This is a genomic window from Rhodococcus sp. MT28, assembly GCF_058792695.1.
Genome location: NZ_JBXAFD010000002.1, coordinates 19,119 through 34,424 on the forward strand (window position 1 = coordinate 19,119; position 15,306 = coordinate 34,424).

Genomic DNA, 15,306 nt, shown 5'->3' on the forward strand with positions numbered 1-15,306 from the left:
TTAGCCATACTTAAGTCGCAAGGGTTGTCCAGGAGCGCCAACGTGTTACCACTATCGGGAAGGTCGGACGCAATCGACTTGGGGCCGATCCGCGCCTGCCGCACCGAGCCAAGCATCGGCCGCTCACCCCTGTTGTTCTGGGTTCTCGCAGGCAGTGGACGCGTCAGGACCGGATCGACCGTCTACGAGGTGCCGGCAGGCGAGTTGCTGTGGATCCCGGCGGGCGTGCGATATTCGATGGAGACGGACTCGGAATCCGTCGCGTTTCCCATCCTGCTTCCGCCCTCGAACGGCGTCAGCGCCGGGCCGGCTACCGTGACGCGTCTGCGCGTTCCGCCCGGATGGGAAGACAGACTGATCCACGAGTTCGTTCACAACCTGGGCTATCTGCGCGGCGACGCTGCACACTCGTCGTCCTTGTTCGAAATGATTACCCGGGCCGACGACGGGGCCACCTCGCTGCCGCAATTGCCGCAATCACGGGAAGCGTTCGAGATCGCGCACGCCCTGTTGCGAACACCTGGCACCGACGACACCGAGGCACAATTCGCGAAGCGTGCCGGGATCAGCATTCGAACGCTCCAGCGATACTTCGTGGAAGAAACCGGCCTCACCTTCACGCGCTGGCGGCTTCGAGCTCGGATCGCCGCGTCGTTGGAGTACCTGAAGCAGGACCGCGAGATCGGTTGGATTGCAAACGAAGTCGGCTTCGAAACGGGCAGCGGATTCACGCGTGCGTTCCGGTCCCAGATGGGAGAGAGCCCGAGCGACTATCGCCGCCGGGCCCTCTCCGGTCCAACCGATCGCAGCGTGGACACCGACAACGATCAAGCATTGGTCCGCATGCTCGCAGAGCCCAGGCAGCCCGGGGAAACAACGCCGCCGATACCGGCCAATGCGACGTGGCCGCGCGTCAACGGCGCCCACGTCGCCGTGTGGGTCTACCGAGGCCAAGCCCGGGTGGACGTCGCGGACCGCAGTTGGGAACTGCGCACCGGAAAGGCCATGATTCTTCCTGCAGGCGTCCTCAATACCGTCACGGTTCCGACTGGTTCACTGCTTCTGCCGCTCGGCTTCCGTTCCTCGAACGGGTCGACCGTATCTGCCGACGCCCTCGAGACCGTGCAGTTCTCCCCCGCTGACGAGTTGGCATTGCTGCACACTTTCGTCGCCGCATACACGCCCTTGCGCCCGCACGGCCACGACAGTTCCGCAGCATTCGACATCATCGCCACCGGCCCTCTTGCACAACCGGTTTCGAACACCTCGCCCGCCGATTCGATTGCCACACGACTGGCAGCGACGATCGCCGCCCGGCCGGCCGACCCTCGCACTCTGGGCGAGTGGGCGCAAGAGTTCGGTACTGACGCGGCCAGGCTGCGCCGGGAGTTCCGTATCGAAACCGGCACCACGTATCCGCAGTGGCGATCGCTTTCACGGATGACCCAGGCACGCACCCAACTCCAACTCGGGGTTGCACCCGGCACGGTGTCGAGGAACCTGGGTTACGCGCACCTGCCCGCATTCAGCCGAGCGTTTCGCACTGCGCACGGGATCTCACCGCAGCGCTTCCAAGCCCAGTCCGTCGAACGCGCCCTCTGGTTACGTTCTGTGCCGCGCGCCGCGGAGCCGAGCGCTCGGGTTCTTCACACCCACTGAACGAGTTGCCACACGATTCCGTTGGGGTCGACGAACTGGCAGTAACGCTCACCCCACGGTTCCGTCTCCGGTTCGGTGACGACGGAGGCACCTTCAGCAGCGATGCGGGCGAACTCGGCGTCGACATCGTCGACCACGAATGCAATGAGCAAGCCTTGACCGGCCGGACCTGCGACGAAGTCGGGCTTGAACGTCCCGAGCCCGGTGCGCAGGAAGACCACGTTGACCCCGGCATCCGGATGATTCAGGGAAACGAAGCCGTCATCGGCCATGGCCTCGGTGAAACCGAAATGGGTTTTCGCGAAGTCTGCCGATGCGTCGGTGTCGGCGACGTTCAAGGACAGAGCAGTGCTGGTGATTTTCATCGTGGGCCTCCCATGATCGATAAACCTTATGCAGTGCATACAGTATGCACCGTATAAGGTATACCACCGTTGAGGTATTCCCGATTTCTGGAGACGACTGATGGCCCGCGAACTGATCGACCTGCTCTGGCGCGATCACCCCCTCGCGCCGAAGGGTGGCACCCGCGGCCCGCGAGCGAAGGTCACCACCTCACAGGCGGTCGACGTCGCGATCTCCGTCGCGAATACCGACGGCCTCGACGCCGTGACGGTCCGCCGATTGGCCGCCGAACTCGGAATCTCGGGCATGGCGGTGTACACCCACGTCGGATCCCGCGACGATCTGCTGGTGCTCATGGTCGACGCCGTACACGGACACAGCCCACTCCTGCCGTACGGGAACATGACCTGGCGCCAACGTGTGCGTCGGGTCGCCGAGGAAGAACTTGCCCTCTATACGGAGCATTGGTGGCTCCTGGACATCTCCGATCAGCGCTCCGCGTTGGGTCCGGGAACTATCGCGAAGTACGACCACGAACTTCACGCCTTCGACGGCACGGGACTGAGCGACATCGACCGGGACTCCGCCCTGACATTTGTCGCCGACTTCGCCCGATCCTCGGCGCAAGCGCGGCGCCCTGACCCCCGAGCAGCCGACATGGCCGAGGTGTGGTCGTCCTGGAACCAGCGTCTGGCTGCCTATCTCGGCGACGACTTCCCGCTGGCGCAGCGAGTCGGAGGGGCGGCCGGCGAGGCTAAGAACTCCCCGTACAGCCCCGAGGCGGCCTGGGAGTTCGGGCTGGACCGGGTACTGGACGCCCTGGACGGCCTCATTCACATCGAATGACATTCCTGCAATTCGTGGGAGACAATGTGTCCGTGCAGCGTTTCGGTTGGTCTCGACGGTCCGACGGCGACCCTTCGGTGTTCGAACCGCGAGAGCTGTTGCACGCCTACGAGAATCGATCGACCCGAGAGGTACGAGATTCCGGCGAGCTTCTCATCGAGATTCCGCTGAGCGACGCAAGCATCGTCGAGATCACCGTTCTTGATGCCTCTGCGGGCTGGATCGACTCCCGCGTGCGAGGACTCTGCAGTTCCCTGGACAAGATCGACCGCCGGGCTCAATGCGTACTTCGAGGGGGATTCAGCATCGGCTGGATCGAACTCGAATCGGAGCGCCACGGCGTCATCGACTACTGGGAAAACGGGGTCAACAACGAATACCCCATCTCCATCGTGTGGAACGGAAACTCCTGGGAAGAAGCGGCAAGCACCTAGCCTCGAAATCGGCGGCATATATCCGCGAAGACGGGGTAGACGAGTAGATACCAGCGGCACATCGACTCAACTCCAGGCGTGGTGGACAATGTTTCTCAGCGACCAGTCAATTCGTCACCACACCCGCCGTTTCGGAGCAGCTCTCTCGCCTTCACACAAGTGGCCTCCGCCCACCGAAACACAGCGCATCGCACGCTGGAGTGAGCGGTCTGAGATGCTCGGCGCGCTGTCGGTACTCCTGTTCTGGGCTTTCGGCTTCGGCATCCTGCTGGGCGTCGGCGCGATCACAACAGGAATCTTCGCGCTCCGACGTCACCCGAAGAAGTCTGGCGGGCATCTGCTCTCGAATGCCCGCCAGCTGCCATGGGATGCAATAGTCGGCCTCTTCACCGGATTCATCGGTCTGGCACTGAGCGGCTGGTTCTTCGTGGTGGTCCTACCCAACATGTAGCCCTCTGCTAGCCGAGTCCGTTCGCGGAGGTGGCCAGCGCTCGGAGTTCACGTCGGAGGATCTTGCCGGTAGTGGTGAGCGGCAAGCTGTCGATGAACGTGATCTCCCTCGGGTACTGGTAGAAAGCAAGGCGACTTTTCACGTGGGTCTGCAACTCCTGACGGAGGTCCTCCGAGGAGTTCGACCCCTCGGACAGTACGACAAAAGCGTGAACCGCTGCGCCGCGCAACGGATCCGGAACACCGATGACACCTGCCATGGCTACCTCGTCGTGCGAGAGCAGGCACTCTTCGATCTCTCCGGGGCCGATTCGGTACCCCGCGGACGAAATGACGTCATCGGCACGTCCCTGGTACCAGAAGTTCCCGGCGTCATCAGTCCGACCCAGATCACCGGTGTGAATCCAACCGTCGTACACCTTTTCATCGGTCTTCGACGGCTGGTTCCAATATCCGAGGAACTGTCCGGGGTTGCCTGCCTTCACACAGATCTCGCCTACCTCACCAATCTCGACCGGCTCGCCGAGTGGATCGAGGAGGGTGACTTCGAAGCCGGGGAAGGCGCGGCCCATCGAACCGCTGGCGGGACTCCACTTCGACCGCGACGTGCCGATGGTCAGATTCATTTCCGTCTGCCCGTAGAACTCGTTGACAGCTACGCCGAGAGTGCTCGCAACCCAGGCTTGCAGCGCGTCACCGAGTGCCTCACCACCGGTTCCCAATGCCCGCAACTGAATACCACGCGCAGCAGTCTTGTCGACGCCGATGCTTCGCATCTGCTTGAGGGCAGTGGGAGGAATGAAGGCGCCCGTCACCTTGTGACGGCTCAGAATCTCGACCGCACGCGAAGGCGTGAATTTGTCGGGCGTCGCAACTACGGGGCACCCCAACGCAAGTGCGGGGAACAGTACGTCGAACAAACCACCGATCCAGGCCCAGTCTGCCGGCGTCCAGAAGACGTCTCCCAGCTGCGGAGCATTGTCGAACGCCGTCCGCATACCGGGCATGTGCGCCAGGAGAATTCGGTGCCCGTGGAGCGCGCCTTTCGGATTCCCGGTCGTCCCTGAGGTGTAGATGATGATGGCATGTGAATCGGGGCCCGTGGCTACCAGTTCACTACTTTCTGCGGCATCGTCGACGAGGCTGTGGAAATCGAGGATTTGCACGGGCGTCGAATCGGAGAGCCGATCGAGCCTTCCGACCACGATTACGGCTTCGAGACCCGGCATCTCACCGATTCCGTCGGCAACTCTTTCATAGCAGTCCTTCTCGACCACAAGAACTTTCGCGCCGGAGTCACGCATCCGATGTACTAACGCATCCGATCCGAACTTGACCGAAAGTGGAACGGTGACCATTCCGGATCGGAAGGCGCCCAGATGTGTCGCCAGAACCTCGATTCCCTGTGGGACCATCACACCGACGCGATCGCCTGAGACCAGGCCGAGATCCGCGAGCACGGTCGCGAACTTTCGGCTCATCGTGGCGACTTCACCGAATGTGTACCGCGCCCAGTGCCCACCGGTGTCTACGACGAGGGCCAGATCATCGGGATTCTGTACATCGACACATGCGTGCGCAATGTTGAAGTGCTCTGGCACAGCCCATTCGAAGTGTTCTGCTTCGAGGTCCTGCCACCATGACATATGCCGCCGAGAACTCACCGAGCACCCACTTCGAGGTCGAGGGAATGGGTCTCGCCTACCAGGAATGAGAATTCGCCGGAGAAGACAAGGTCTCCGTCTTGGTTGACGAGTGAGCCTTTCGACGTCACGATCGCGGTCTCACCGTCCGAGCGAGGGCGCACCGACAGCACTTCCGACACCGCATGCACCGAGTCGCCGAGGTAAGTCGGCCGGTGGAATCTGACCTGATCGAGCCCGTAGAAGCACTGCAGGTAACGGGGGTCCAACTCCACCAGACCGAGCAAGGTGGACAACATGAGGGCACCGTGGGCGATCTGGCGACCGAAGCGCGTCTGCTGCGCGTAGTCGGGGTCGAGGTGAAGGGGATGGCGGTCCCAGGTGAGGTCGGCGAAACTTCGCACATAGTCTTCGGTGACGACCCGCGGGTCCGTCACCGCAATGTCTCCGACAGAGATCTCTTCGAAACTCTTTGTGATCATTGAAGTTTCCTCTATTAGTTGACAACCGTGGAGCGTTGATCGACCGGCGGCAGATACGCCCCGTTGTCATCGATGTACATGTCGCGACTTCCTTCGTCGAGGTCGGTGTCACGGACGAAGTAGACGCTGATCAGCGAAATAACAGACAGGGCAGCGATATACACAGCGACCGCAAGCGATCCACCGGTTGCGCGAACCAACATGGCGGCAACCATCGGCGCGATTGCACCACCCAAGAGCACCCCGATCTGAAAAGCGATGGACGCTGCGCTGTACCGCACCCGTGCGTCGAACAGTTCCGCGATGAACGTCGCCTGCGGCCCGTACGAGATGCTGAGCATGAATGCGCCGACTGCCAATGCGCCGGTGGTGATCCAGAAGTTGCCGGTATCTATCGCGGCGAATGCAACGAAGACCCACACTCCCATGCCGGTGATGCCGACCATCAGGATCCGGCGTCGGCCGAATTTTTCGGACAGTTGACCGAAGATCGGAATGAAGATGACTGCAACGAGCGCGGACACCATGACCGCTCCGAGCATGAGGTTTCCGGACAGCAGATCGAACTGATCGGCGTAGGTCAGGCTGTAGGTGTTGAGGATGTAGAAGTAAGCGCCCGTGCTGATCATCGAACCTGCGGCAAGAATGATTTGACGAGGGTAGTTCTTGAACGCGTCGACCATCGGAATCTTGACCGCAGTGTTCTGCTGCTTCACGCGAGCGAATGCGGGAGTCTCTTCCAACGCGGTGCGAATGTAAAGCCCGACGGCGACCAACGCGATACTCAGCAGGAAGGGAATTCTCCACCCCCACACCAGGAATTGGTCCCCGGTGAGCGCCTTGGTGCCGAACATGACGGCCGTCGCCAGCAGAAGGCCAGCAGGCACACCGACCTGCGGCATACTGCCGTAGAAACCGCGGCGGTTCTTGGGTGCGTATTCCACAGCAGTCAGAACTGCACCGCCCCACTCACCCCCGACGCCGAAGCCCTGAATCAGTCTCAGCAATACGAGAAGAATCGGGGCCCACACACCGATCTGGGCGGAGGTCGGAAGGACGCCGACCAGGAAGGTCGCTGCTCCCATCAAGAGAAGTGCGAGCACCAAGACCTTCTTGCGTCCGATGCGGTCGCCGAAGTGGCCCATCACAACACCGCCGAGTGGCCGCGCCAGGAAGCCGACAGCGAAGGTGGCGAAGGAAAGAATTGTCGCCAGCGCGGGGTCTGCGCCCGAAAAGAACAGCGGCGCAAAGACCAACGCGGCGGAGGCGCCGTAGATCTGAAAGTCGTACCACTCGATCGTGGTGCCGACCAGAACCGATCCGGCCACACGCCGCAGGGCAGGCCTGTCGACAGTTGCGGGAGATGGGGGATTCGCGTCGTTCATGTCATTGCTCCTTGTATGGAGTGCCCTGTTAGCTCTCGCACCGAGAGGGAGGCTCGACAAGGAGACTATGCAGTGACCCAGGGCACAGTCAAGCGTATTTCAATCGATCGATTGATTAGTTGATATGCAATTTGCCAGTACACAAACAGCTATCAATCGACTGATTGACAGCCGGTCGATTTCGGCGGCGATGCTAGCATGATTGGGCAACCAACCGAAATGAGGATCATGGACCTGGGGCGCGTTCAACGGGCGGCAGTCACGCTGTTCGCGACGAAAGGATTCGCCGCCACCGGCATTCGTGAGCTCGGAGCCGAAGCCGGCATCAACTCGGCAACGCTCTACCACTACGTCGGCAGCAAAGAGTCACTGTTGGCCTCGATCATTCGGTCCTGCCTCGACGAGCTGACGCAGTCGGGAGAGCGGGCAATGCGCCGAAGCGCCGATCCCGTAGTCCAGCTCGCCGGCCTGGTGTCGTCACACGTCGGCATTACCGCCGTCAACCAACTGACTGCCCGCGTCGCCGAGTACGAGATGCGCGGGTTGACCGGAGACAACCGCATCGAGTTGCAGACCCTGCGCGACGAGTACGAGCAACTTTTCGGACAGATCCTCGAACGCGGACAACGCGTGGGCGCCTTCGACATCGAAGATCTGGCATTGAGCCGACTCGCGATACTCGAGATGTGTACCGGGGTCGCGCATTGGTACCGGCCCGGTGGGCGTCTCGAGTTGGAAGATGTCCAGCGATTCTTCGTCAGCACCACGTGCAAGCTTCTGTCGGTTCCGTCCGACGAACTGCACGGTGTGGAGTTCATTCACGACGTCCGAAAGCTGGACAGCGAGCCCGAGACTCAGTCCTCCGAGATCTGGGGAACCACTGCACAGAGCGAATTCGCGCGACAGTCCGAGCTTTAACCGCCCCTCGAAACTCCCGGCTCTGGTACGAACTGAACATGCAACTACCCGCGGACAGTCATGTTCACAGCGAGTGGTCGTGGGACACCGGCGGACCGCTGTCGCACGCATCCGGACGAATGCAACAGACTTGCGCGCGCACCGATCCTCGACGTCGGCGGCTATCTCGACAGCATCGAACGATGCCGACACCGTTTTCCTGAATTGCGGATACTCACCGGCGTCGAGTTCGGACAACCGCACCTGCACGAAGCGCAGGCGTCGCACCTCCTTGATCTCGGTGTCATCGACCGGGTATTGGGTTCCTTGCACACGCTCGAGGTCGGCGACGATCGGAGTGAACCGAACACTCTGTTTCGAAAGTGGAGTGCCGACGAAGTCATGTGGGCATACCTCGATGAGATCCCGCGTATGGTGGCTGGCTCTCGGACCTTCGAGGTGTTCACCCATATCGACTACGCGGTGCGTGCATGGCCGATCGAAAGTGCCGGACCTTTCGATCCCCGTCGATTCGAAGAGGGATTCCGAAATGCGATGCGCGCCATCGCCGACAGCGACCGGATCCTCGAGATGAACACCCGTCGGCTGTGGCCCTGGATAACCCAATGGTGGAGCGAAGAGGGAGGTAAAGCGGTGACATTCGGCAGCGATGCACATGTGCCCGAAGCTCTGGCAGCCAATTTTCCGGAAGCGACCGCGATGCTCGCGCACTACGGATTCCGTCCGGGTCAACGTCCCGAAGAGTATTGGACCCGCTGATCCGCCTGATTCCCAGACCGATATTTCCGTGAGCTCGGGTTGTCGGAGACGGATCAACCCGCAATAGTCGATGTATGGATCGGTACAAAATCACGATGCCCGACGGCTCTTCGACCGAGGAACCTTTCAATTCCGACAAGGAAGCAATCACTTGCGCAGTGGATGCGAACCGAGGAGTCAGCAAGAACCTCGTAGTCGAAAAATACACGGCCGACGGTCATCTGGTTCCAACCGCGCAGGCGCCTGCGAAACACACAGGTCGTCACAAGAAGAACCGTTCGAAGAGTTGAAAACTCGACTAGTTCACAACTCTCGAACTCGGTGTGTGGCGACCGGATGCGTGACGCAGAAGTAGTTGGATCGCGTGCTCGACAGTTGCACCGAGGACAGCTTCGGGGTCGCCCGAGAAAACCTGCTTCTCCGTTTCGGCGGTCCCATGGTCGACGACTCCGAACCACACAGTTCCGGGTCGAACGTTCTCCTGGGTATCAGGACCGGCTTCACCGGTGACGGCCAGCGTTAGCGACGCACCCATCAGTGTGGCGGTGCTGTGCGCCATGACCCTGGCTGCCTCTTCGCAGACCACTGGCCCGTCCGGAACATGAAGTACGGAATGTTTCACCTCGCGGGTGTACGCGACGATCCCACCACAAAACCACGATCCGGCGTCCGGCGCCTTTCCCAGATGTGCGGCGATGTTCCCGGCAGTCAACGATTCCGCCGTCGCCACCGACAGACCGTTTTCCTCTACTGCCGCAGCCAATTGCCTGCACATATCGTCGAGATCCTTGTCCGACGGAAGCTCGGGTCGTGGATCGCCATTCATATGTTCCTCCTCCTGCAGTCCGATCGGTGACTTCGACAAGACATTGAAAGTTCTCGAATGCCCATTCCAACCGTGCCTTACAGCTCACTGCCCCCTTGCGAACTGCACCCTTCGAAAGTGCGTCGAGCGCACTCGTCGATCACATCAGCTACACGTGACCGACGCGTGAGTTGACGGCGCTGCACGATCGCCCCGTTTCCGTTGCTGAACACCTTGTCCAAGGAGGCCGTGACCTGCTCGAATTCTCCGAATGCAGTCAACGCAGGTTCGACGTGATCCACCAATTGCCGAACCGCCTGGTGTGCAGTCAGCAAGCGCACGGATTCCACGTCCAGCGACCTCCCGTCGAGTCCGTCACGCGCCGCCCGCCAGCAAGCCGCGCGGAGTAGCTCGTGATCGACAGCAGGCGCTGCTTCACCTTTCGTGATCGCGGCGGATGCGGTACCGACGAGTGCCTGCACCAGTGTGGCCAGAGTCATCGTCTCCTCCACGGTGGCGGGCACGTCGCTGATCCGAATCTCCACGGTGGGAAGGTGATCCGACATGCGCACATCCCAATAGACCATGTGTGGATCGAGAATGACCCCTGTCTCCAGCATTGCTGCAACAGCATCTTCGTAGTGCGCCACGGACTCGAAGTAGGGCGGCGGACCCGAACTGGGCCATCGGCCGAACAGAACGTAACGCCAACTCGCATAACCGGTATCGCGACCGGCGCTGATCGGAGAGTTCGCCGTCAGTGCCAACAAGGTCGGTAACCATGGGCGCAGATGGTTGATGATCTGGACCGATCGTTCTCGATCTTCCACACCGACATGAATGTGGCAACCACACATCACACCTTCGGTGATCGCTCCGAATTGACCGGCCATTCGCTGGTATCGCGACGTTTGAGTGATCTCGTCTACCGGCGGATCGTAGAACGGCGTCCCGACTGCGATGAGTTGACAACCCACACGGGCAGCGGCGTCGGCGGTGACGGCACGCGACTCACAGAGTTGATCACGAAGATCACGAATATGGTTTCCGATCGACGTGGACGTCTCCACCTGACAGCGCGTGAGTTCGAGTTGCAGCGAGATACCGAGTTCCCGCCCGGCGGCAGCAACCTCGGAGTTGCGCAGAGCGGGATGTCCAGTCTGCGGATCGCAGAGCAAGAACTCCTCTTCGACACCGAGAGTCGGTGTACCTACCGAGAATATGTCGGGAGTCGGCTTCGCGTTCATAGGCCTTCCTCGCACCGGTTTTCATCCACTTCCGATACTTCGAGCGTACGACCTTCTACCCCTTTCGGCACTACTCCAACCGTTTCATCCAGTCACCGATCGGGTAGTTGCCCTGTGGACCGCGACGAGCGAAGAATCGCAAGTCTTCATGAGCTCAGGATGGAGTGTGCCGTGACAAACGCGAGCGAAAGTTCACCGGTAGATGACGAACACACAAATCGATCGCACGTAGGGGAGGCAATCAGCGACGGTCGCAACTATCCCGGATACCTGCTGATCGGGCTGGGTCTGGCAACACTCGGATTGACCTTGGTGGCAGCAGGTTACGGATTTCGTGGTTGGGCAGTCATTGCCGGCGTCGTGTGCGTGGTGTCCTTCATCGTCGGAACACTGGCCATCTTGATGGAACACCGACGGGTCAAACGACTGGAAGGTCAGGAACTCTTCGATCAAGAAGGGCACTGAACCGACCGCTCGAGTCGTATTCTGCACAAGCAGAATACGACTCGAGCAGAACACAGCTCAGTGAGTGCGGAGTTGCTCGATCAGCTCACCCTTGTTCAGCTTCGAATAGCCGTGCAGATCGAGTTCCTTGGCACGTTTCTTCAGCTCGTCGACTGTCCACTCCTCGTACGGCGAGGATTGTCCGCCGGACTTGGCGACATTCGACCGCCCTCGATTGGCGGCCGCATTGGAGATTCGGGCCGCCTTCTCCTTGGAATCGCCCTTCTCGCGTAGCTCTTCGTAGAGTTCTTGATCCTTGAGTTGAGGTTGTGAGTCCTTGCGAGCCACTGTTTCGTCCCTTCACTCGTCTTCACTCCAACGGTGTGGCCGAACTGGCAATTCGGCCACACCGCAGGTTCGAACGTACGTCGGCACTCAGGATGTAGGCGGCACCTCGAAACGCCCCCACACGCGGTGCGTCTTCAGAAGCTGAGCCAGCGAGGCGAGCGCTCCTTCCGCGTCTGCATCGACGACGACTCCCAATGCAGACTCGTCGATACCGGCCGCAGCCAGCGCACTCATGCTCTCTCCCCAACCACCAATTGCCTTGCTGTGACGATACATTTCGTTCAGCAGAGTCTCCACCCGTGGATCCAACTTGCCCTCGCCGATCCGAGAAACGTCGCCGCTCAGCAGGATTGCATCGAATTCGATCGAACGAGCTGTGAGGTACGTTCGCTGCACCGTCACCGCGTCGTCACCGTCCCCGATGGTTCCGCCGTGCGGTCCGAGGATCAGCGGCACCATGCCGGCGTCGAAGATCTTGTCTCGAACGGCGACAACCGTTTCGAGATCGGAGTTCTCATCGACCAGTAGTGCGATGATCCTTCCGTCTACCGGCCATTCCGCACCAACCTGGGACAGTGCAGGGCTGAGCTCCGGATCACTCAACGGCTCGGTCGGTTCGGGAACCGGAAGGCCAAGCCCCCCTGCGACGATCGACACGAGACCCGCGTCGATATTCGCCAAGATGCCCAGATTCCGGGTCTTGATGTTCTCCTCGTAGCACTTACCCAATTCGAAGGTATACGCCTGCGCGACGTGCTCCTGCTCGACAGGGGAGAGACTGCGATAGAAGAGTCGAGCTTGCGAGAAGTGATCGTCGAACGATGCCGGCGCCTGCCTCACCTTTCGCCCTGAAACTTCTTCGGGCACCTCGATATAGGCCGCACTCTCCGCCGAGGCCAAGAACGGGCACCCACCGTCCAACGAATTGGGATGGTACGGCGCAACTCCGGTATGTACACCGTCCTGATGAAAGCCGTCGCGAAGCATGTCGTTGACAGGCGCGTGAGGCCGGTTGATCGGGATCTGATCGAAATTGGGGCCACCGAGTCGCGTGATCTGGGTGTCGAGGTACGAGAACAAACGTGCCTGCAGGAGACGATCGTTGGTGATGTCGACACCCGGAACCAAGTGACCCGGATGGAATGCAACCTGCTCGGTCTCGGCGAAGAAGTTCGTCGGATTGGCGTCGAGTGTCATCGTTCCGATGACCTGAACCGGCGCGAGTTCTTCGGGCACGATCTTGGTGGGATCCAATAGATCTATGCCTTCGAACATTTCGTCTTCGGTATCAGGGAACACCTGCACGCCCAGATCCCAGGACGGATATGCGCCCGCCTCGATGGCGTCGGCAAGATCGCGTCGATGGAAATCCGGATCCACACCGCCGGCGATCTGCGCTTCCTCCCACACGAGTGAATGCACTCCGGCGGCCGGCTTCCAGTGGAATTTCACCAGATTCGTCTCGCCGTCGGCATTCACGAGCCTGAACGTGTGAATACCGAAGCCCTCCATCATGCGATAGGAGCGCGGGATGCCGCGATCGGACATGTTCCACAATGTGTGCGCCGTGGCCTCGGTGTGCAGCGACACGAAATCCCAGAATGTGTCGTGCGCGCTCTGCGCCTGCGGGATCTCGCGGTCCGGGTGGGGCTTCGCGGCATGGATGATGTCCGGGAATTTGATGCCGTCCTGGATGAAGAACACCGGGATGTTGTTGCCCACCAGGTCGAAGACACCTTCGTCGGTGTAGAACTTGGTGGCGAAACCGCGTGTGTCGCGTACGGTGTCCGCCGAACCTCGTGAACCCAGCACCGTCGAGAACCGCACGAACACCGGGGTTCGAGCACCGGAAGCGAACACCGATGCTTTACAGATGTTTTCGGCCGCGCCATTCGCCAGGAACGTTCCGTGTGCGGCCGCCCCGCGGGCGTGGACGACGCGCTCCGGAATTCGCTCGTGATCGAAGTGTGTGATCTTCTCACGCAGGTGGTGGTCTTGAAGAAGAGTCGGGCCACGCTCGCCGGCAGTGAGTGAGTGGTCGGTCTCGTAGAGACGTGTACCGGTTGCGGTGGTGAGGTACTCCCCCCGCTGGCCGCGACCATTTCCCTTCACCTTCTCCTCGGCACCCGCGACGGTACGCACCTCCGGCTGCCGCTGGTCATCCTTGGGCGGCAACGGCTGTCGAGGCTTGACCGGCTCTTTCAGGTCCGGCGCTTTCGGGGCCGGTGCACCTGGGACGGACTGAGATGAAGGCATCGAACAGCTCCTCTTGATCGTCATGCTGGGCGCAAGAATCTTGTTACGCCTTATGTAAGTAGAGATTTCAAACTGAACGCGGAGCCACGACTCACCCCCGGCTGGGATCAATCCCAGGCCGAGGGTGACGAGTGCGTCAGGGCTATTGCTCGGACTTCTGTCGCGCTTCGTCCGCGGCCGCTTCTGCGCGAGCCTTCTCGGCTTCTGCCTCTTTCTTCGCGACTTCTCGCTGGCTTTCGGCCTTGTCCTGCTGGGCGCGGCCCTCTCGGGTCAAACTGTCGTTTCCGGAAACCGCACCCACGGCTTCCTTGGCCTTACCCTTGACGTCCTCTACGACGCCTTTGATTCCCTCGCTGGGACCGCTCTTGTCATCTGGCACGTTGACCCTCCAATACGTTTCGGATTGTTGCTCCGGGATCCCACACAGGTAGGAATCCCCCACAGAAGGCCCTACCCCGTCGAAATTCGCATAAACATCCGTGCACCGACACGCCGCAACGCGTACAAGAAGCGGCCACCGAGGGGAGTGCCGTTCACTCTCGTGTGTTATTCAGTGCTCATGAGCCAGTTACAGACCGATCCCCCCGTGGGCGGAACGCTGTCCACGATTCGCGCGCTTGCGCCCAACCTGGCTCCGAGCGAGCGATGCGTCTCGAACATCTCAAATAGCAAACAGCATTCTCAGAAACTGTTTACCGGGCACAGGAATTGGCGGGACTCGTTCCAGAAGGGGAAGAGGTCGGTGGTGGTGGCCGTGGGGTGGTCGATCTCGGCGAGAGTGTAGAAATCGAGAATCGTCCGCCCGGCGGTTGCGCTGACCTCGCATGCCTGCAAGCTCAGTTTCGCCTCCGCCACGAAGCCGATACTGCGGGCGAAAGGTCCGAGGGTCCCGGCATTGACAAAACCCTCGAGGTTTTGTCCCCACTGGTTGTAGTCCGACTGCAAAGCAAAGCTGCATGTTTCACCGAACAACTCGGTGCAGGTTGTCGGCTTCCCACCGATCGTGTGAACCGTATCGGCGAGCTCGTGCGAAGTACCTTCGCGCGGTGATCCGGAAAGGAGAAGCAAGACGGCGACGGCCAGGGCAACCACCAGAAGGATGCTCGCGGCCGTTGCCAGTATCGCCTTCACAATCCCTCGATCCACGTAAGTTCATGAGGGGAACCGATTTTGGAACACCGGTCACTGGATTTGTACCCGTGACACTCGGGGTCCAAACATCGACCAGGCTGGGAGCCGTGCATCAGGCTGGGGGGGTCGCGAGAGGATCTGTGGGAAAAAGCCG

Annotated in this window: 17 protein-coding genes; 7 read left to right on the forward strand and 10 right to left on the reverse strand. The window is 60.7% G+C overall.

Translation table 11 applies throughout. The features are described from left to right. The first annotated feature begins 42 nt into the window (after window positions 1-42). A complete protein-coding gene (locus tag AC1Q6C_RS08375) occupies window positions 43-1,659 on the forward strand; it encodes a helix-turn-helix domain-containing protein (protein WP_492666519.1) in 1,617 nt (538 codons plus the stop codon). Here AC1Q6C_RS08375 and AC1Q6C_RS08380 read toward each other — a convergent pair. Further along, window positions 1,647-2,024, reverse strand: coding sequence for a VOC family protein (locus tag AC1Q6C_RS08380; protein WP_003943112.1), 378 nt, complete (start codon window positions 2,022-2,024; stop codon window positions 1,647-1,649). The genes AC1Q6C_RS08375 and AC1Q6C_RS08380 overlap by 13 nt on opposite strands. A gap of 100 nt (window positions 2,025-2,124) precedes the next feature. Between AC1Q6C_RS08380 and AC1Q6C_RS08385 the strand changes: the two genes are divergently transcribed. The 3 genes from AC1Q6C_RS08385 to AC1Q6C_RS08395 all read left to right on the forward strand — a co-directional run bounded on the left by AC1Q6C_RS08385 (window position 2,125) and on the right by AC1Q6C_RS08395 (window position 3,735). Beyond that, on the forward strand, window positions 2,125-2,850 hold the full coding sequence (locus AC1Q6C_RS08385) for a TetR/AcrR family transcriptional regulator (protein WP_007735703.1): 726 nt from the start codon (window positions 2,125-2,127) through the stop codon (window positions 2,848-2,850). Next, window positions 2,847-3,284 (forward strand): hypothetical protein, encoded by a 438-nt coding sequence (locus AC1Q6C_RS08390; protein WP_030537423.1) that lies wholly within the window; start codon window positions 2,847-2,849, stop codon window positions 3,282-3,284. Before AC1Q6C_RS08385 ends, AC1Q6C_RS08390 begins: the two co-directional genes overlap by 4 nt. A gap of 88 nt (window positions 3,285-3,372) precedes the next feature. Then, window positions 3,373-3,735: a hypothetical protein gene (locus tag AC1Q6C_RS08395; protein ID WP_225320185.1), complete on the forward strand. Its 363-nt coding sequence runs from the start codon at window positions 3,373-3,375 to the stop codon at window positions 3,733-3,735. A 7-nt stretch (window positions 3,736-3,742) separates the two neighbouring features. On the opposite strand, the gene AC1Q6C_RS08400 is transcribed toward AC1Q6C_RS08395, so the two are convergent. The 3 genes from AC1Q6C_RS08400 to AC1Q6C_RS08410 are packed head-to-tail and all read right to left on the reverse strand — an operon-like array spanning window position 3,743 to window position 7,244. Continuing rightward, window positions 3,743-5,380 (reverse strand): AMP-binding protein, encoded by a 1,638-nt coding sequence (locus AC1Q6C_RS08400; RefSeq protein ID WP_492666643.1) that lies wholly within the window; start codon window positions 5,378-5,380, stop codon window positions 3,743-3,745. Window positions 5,381-5,394: 14 nt separating this feature from the next. Continuing rightward, entirely contained in the window at window positions 5,395-5,859 is a 465-nt protein-coding gene (locus AC1Q6C_RS08405; protein ID WP_003943225.1) for a MaoC family dehydratase, read from the reverse strand. Between the two features lie 14 nt (window positions 5,860-5,873). Further along, the gene (locus tag AC1Q6C_RS08410; protein WP_007735697.1) at window positions 5,874-7,244 is read right to left on the reverse strand and encodes an MFS transporter; all 1,371 of its coding nucleotides are present in this window, start codon (window positions 7,242-7,244) and stop codon (window positions 5,874-5,876) included. A gap of 219 nt (window positions 7,245-7,463) precedes the next feature. Between AC1Q6C_RS08410 and AC1Q6C_RS08415 the strand changes: the two genes are divergently transcribed. Both AC1Q6C_RS08415 and AC1Q6C_RS08420 read left to right on the forward strand, forming a co-directional pair. After that, window positions 7,464-8,162: a TetR/AcrR family transcriptional regulator gene (locus tag AC1Q6C_RS08415; RefSeq protein WP_225320187.1), complete on the forward strand. Its 699-nt coding sequence runs from the start codon at window positions 7,464-7,466 to the stop codon at window positions 8,160-8,162. Window positions 8,163-8,222: 60 nt separating this feature from the next. Continuing rightward, window positions 8,223-8,921 carry a PHP domain-containing protein gene (locus AC1Q6C_RS08420; protein ID WP_252194662.1) on the forward strand — a complete coding sequence of 233 codons (699 nt, stop codon included), beginning with the start codon at window positions 8,223-8,225 and terminating at the stop codon, window positions 8,919-8,921. Window positions 8,922-9,219: 298 nt separating this feature from the next. Here the strand turns inward: AC1Q6C_RS08420 and AC1Q6C_RS08425 are convergent, their stop codons facing one another. Together AC1Q6C_RS08425 and AC1Q6C_RS08430 are read right to left on the reverse strand one after the other, a co-directional pair. Next, on the reverse strand, window positions 9,220-9,747 hold the full coding sequence (locus AC1Q6C_RS08425) for a CinA family protein (RefSeq protein ID WP_158170736.1): 528 nt from the start codon (window positions 9,745-9,747) through the stop codon (window positions 9,220-9,222). 77 nt (window positions 9,748-9,824) lie between these two features. Further along, window positions 9,825-10,973, reverse strand: coding sequence for a glutamate--cysteine ligase 2 (locus tag AC1Q6C_RS08430; protein WP_051649630.1), 1,149 nt, complete (start codon window positions 10,971-10,973; stop codon window positions 9,825-9,827). A 159-nt stretch (window positions 10,974-11,132) separates the two neighbouring features. On the opposite strand from AC1Q6C_RS08430, the gene AC1Q6C_RS08435 reads away from it, so the two are divergent. Beyond that, window positions 11,133-11,438, forward strand: coding sequence for a hypothetical protein (locus AC1Q6C_RS08435; RefSeq protein WP_007735689.1), 306 nt, complete (start codon window positions 11,133-11,135; stop codon window positions 11,436-11,438). 57 nt (window positions 11,439-11,495) lie between these two features. Here AC1Q6C_RS08435 and AC1Q6C_RS08440 read toward each other — a convergent pair whose 3' ends face one another. From AC1Q6C_RS08440 to AC1Q6C_RS08455, 4 genes are all read right to left on the reverse strand, one after another. Next, complete coding sequence (locus AC1Q6C_RS08440; protein WP_003943161.1) at window positions 11,496-11,765, reverse strand: DUF7218 family protein; 270 nt, start codon at window positions 11,763-11,765, stop codon at window positions 11,496-11,498. Window positions 11,766-11,852: 87 nt separating this feature from the next. After that, window positions 11,853-14,021, reverse strand: a complete 2,169-nt coding sequence (locus AC1Q6C_RS08445; protein ID WP_003943216.1) for a catalase — start codon at window positions 14,019-14,021, stop codon at window positions 11,853-11,855. 142 nt (window positions 14,022-14,163) lie between these two features. Next, window positions 14,164-14,400, reverse strand: a complete 237-nt coding sequence (gene mbp1 / locus AC1Q6C_RS08450; RefSeq protein ID WP_003943084.1) for a microaggregate-binding protein 1 — start codon at window positions 14,398-14,400, stop codon at window positions 14,164-14,166. A gap of 302 nt (window positions 14,401-14,702) precedes the next feature. Then, a complete protein-coding gene (locus AC1Q6C_RS08455) occupies window positions 14,703-15,167 on the reverse strand; it encodes a hypothetical protein (protein ID WP_225320190.1) in 465 nt (154 codons plus the stop codon). Window positions 15,168-15,306: the final 139 nt, after the last annotated feature.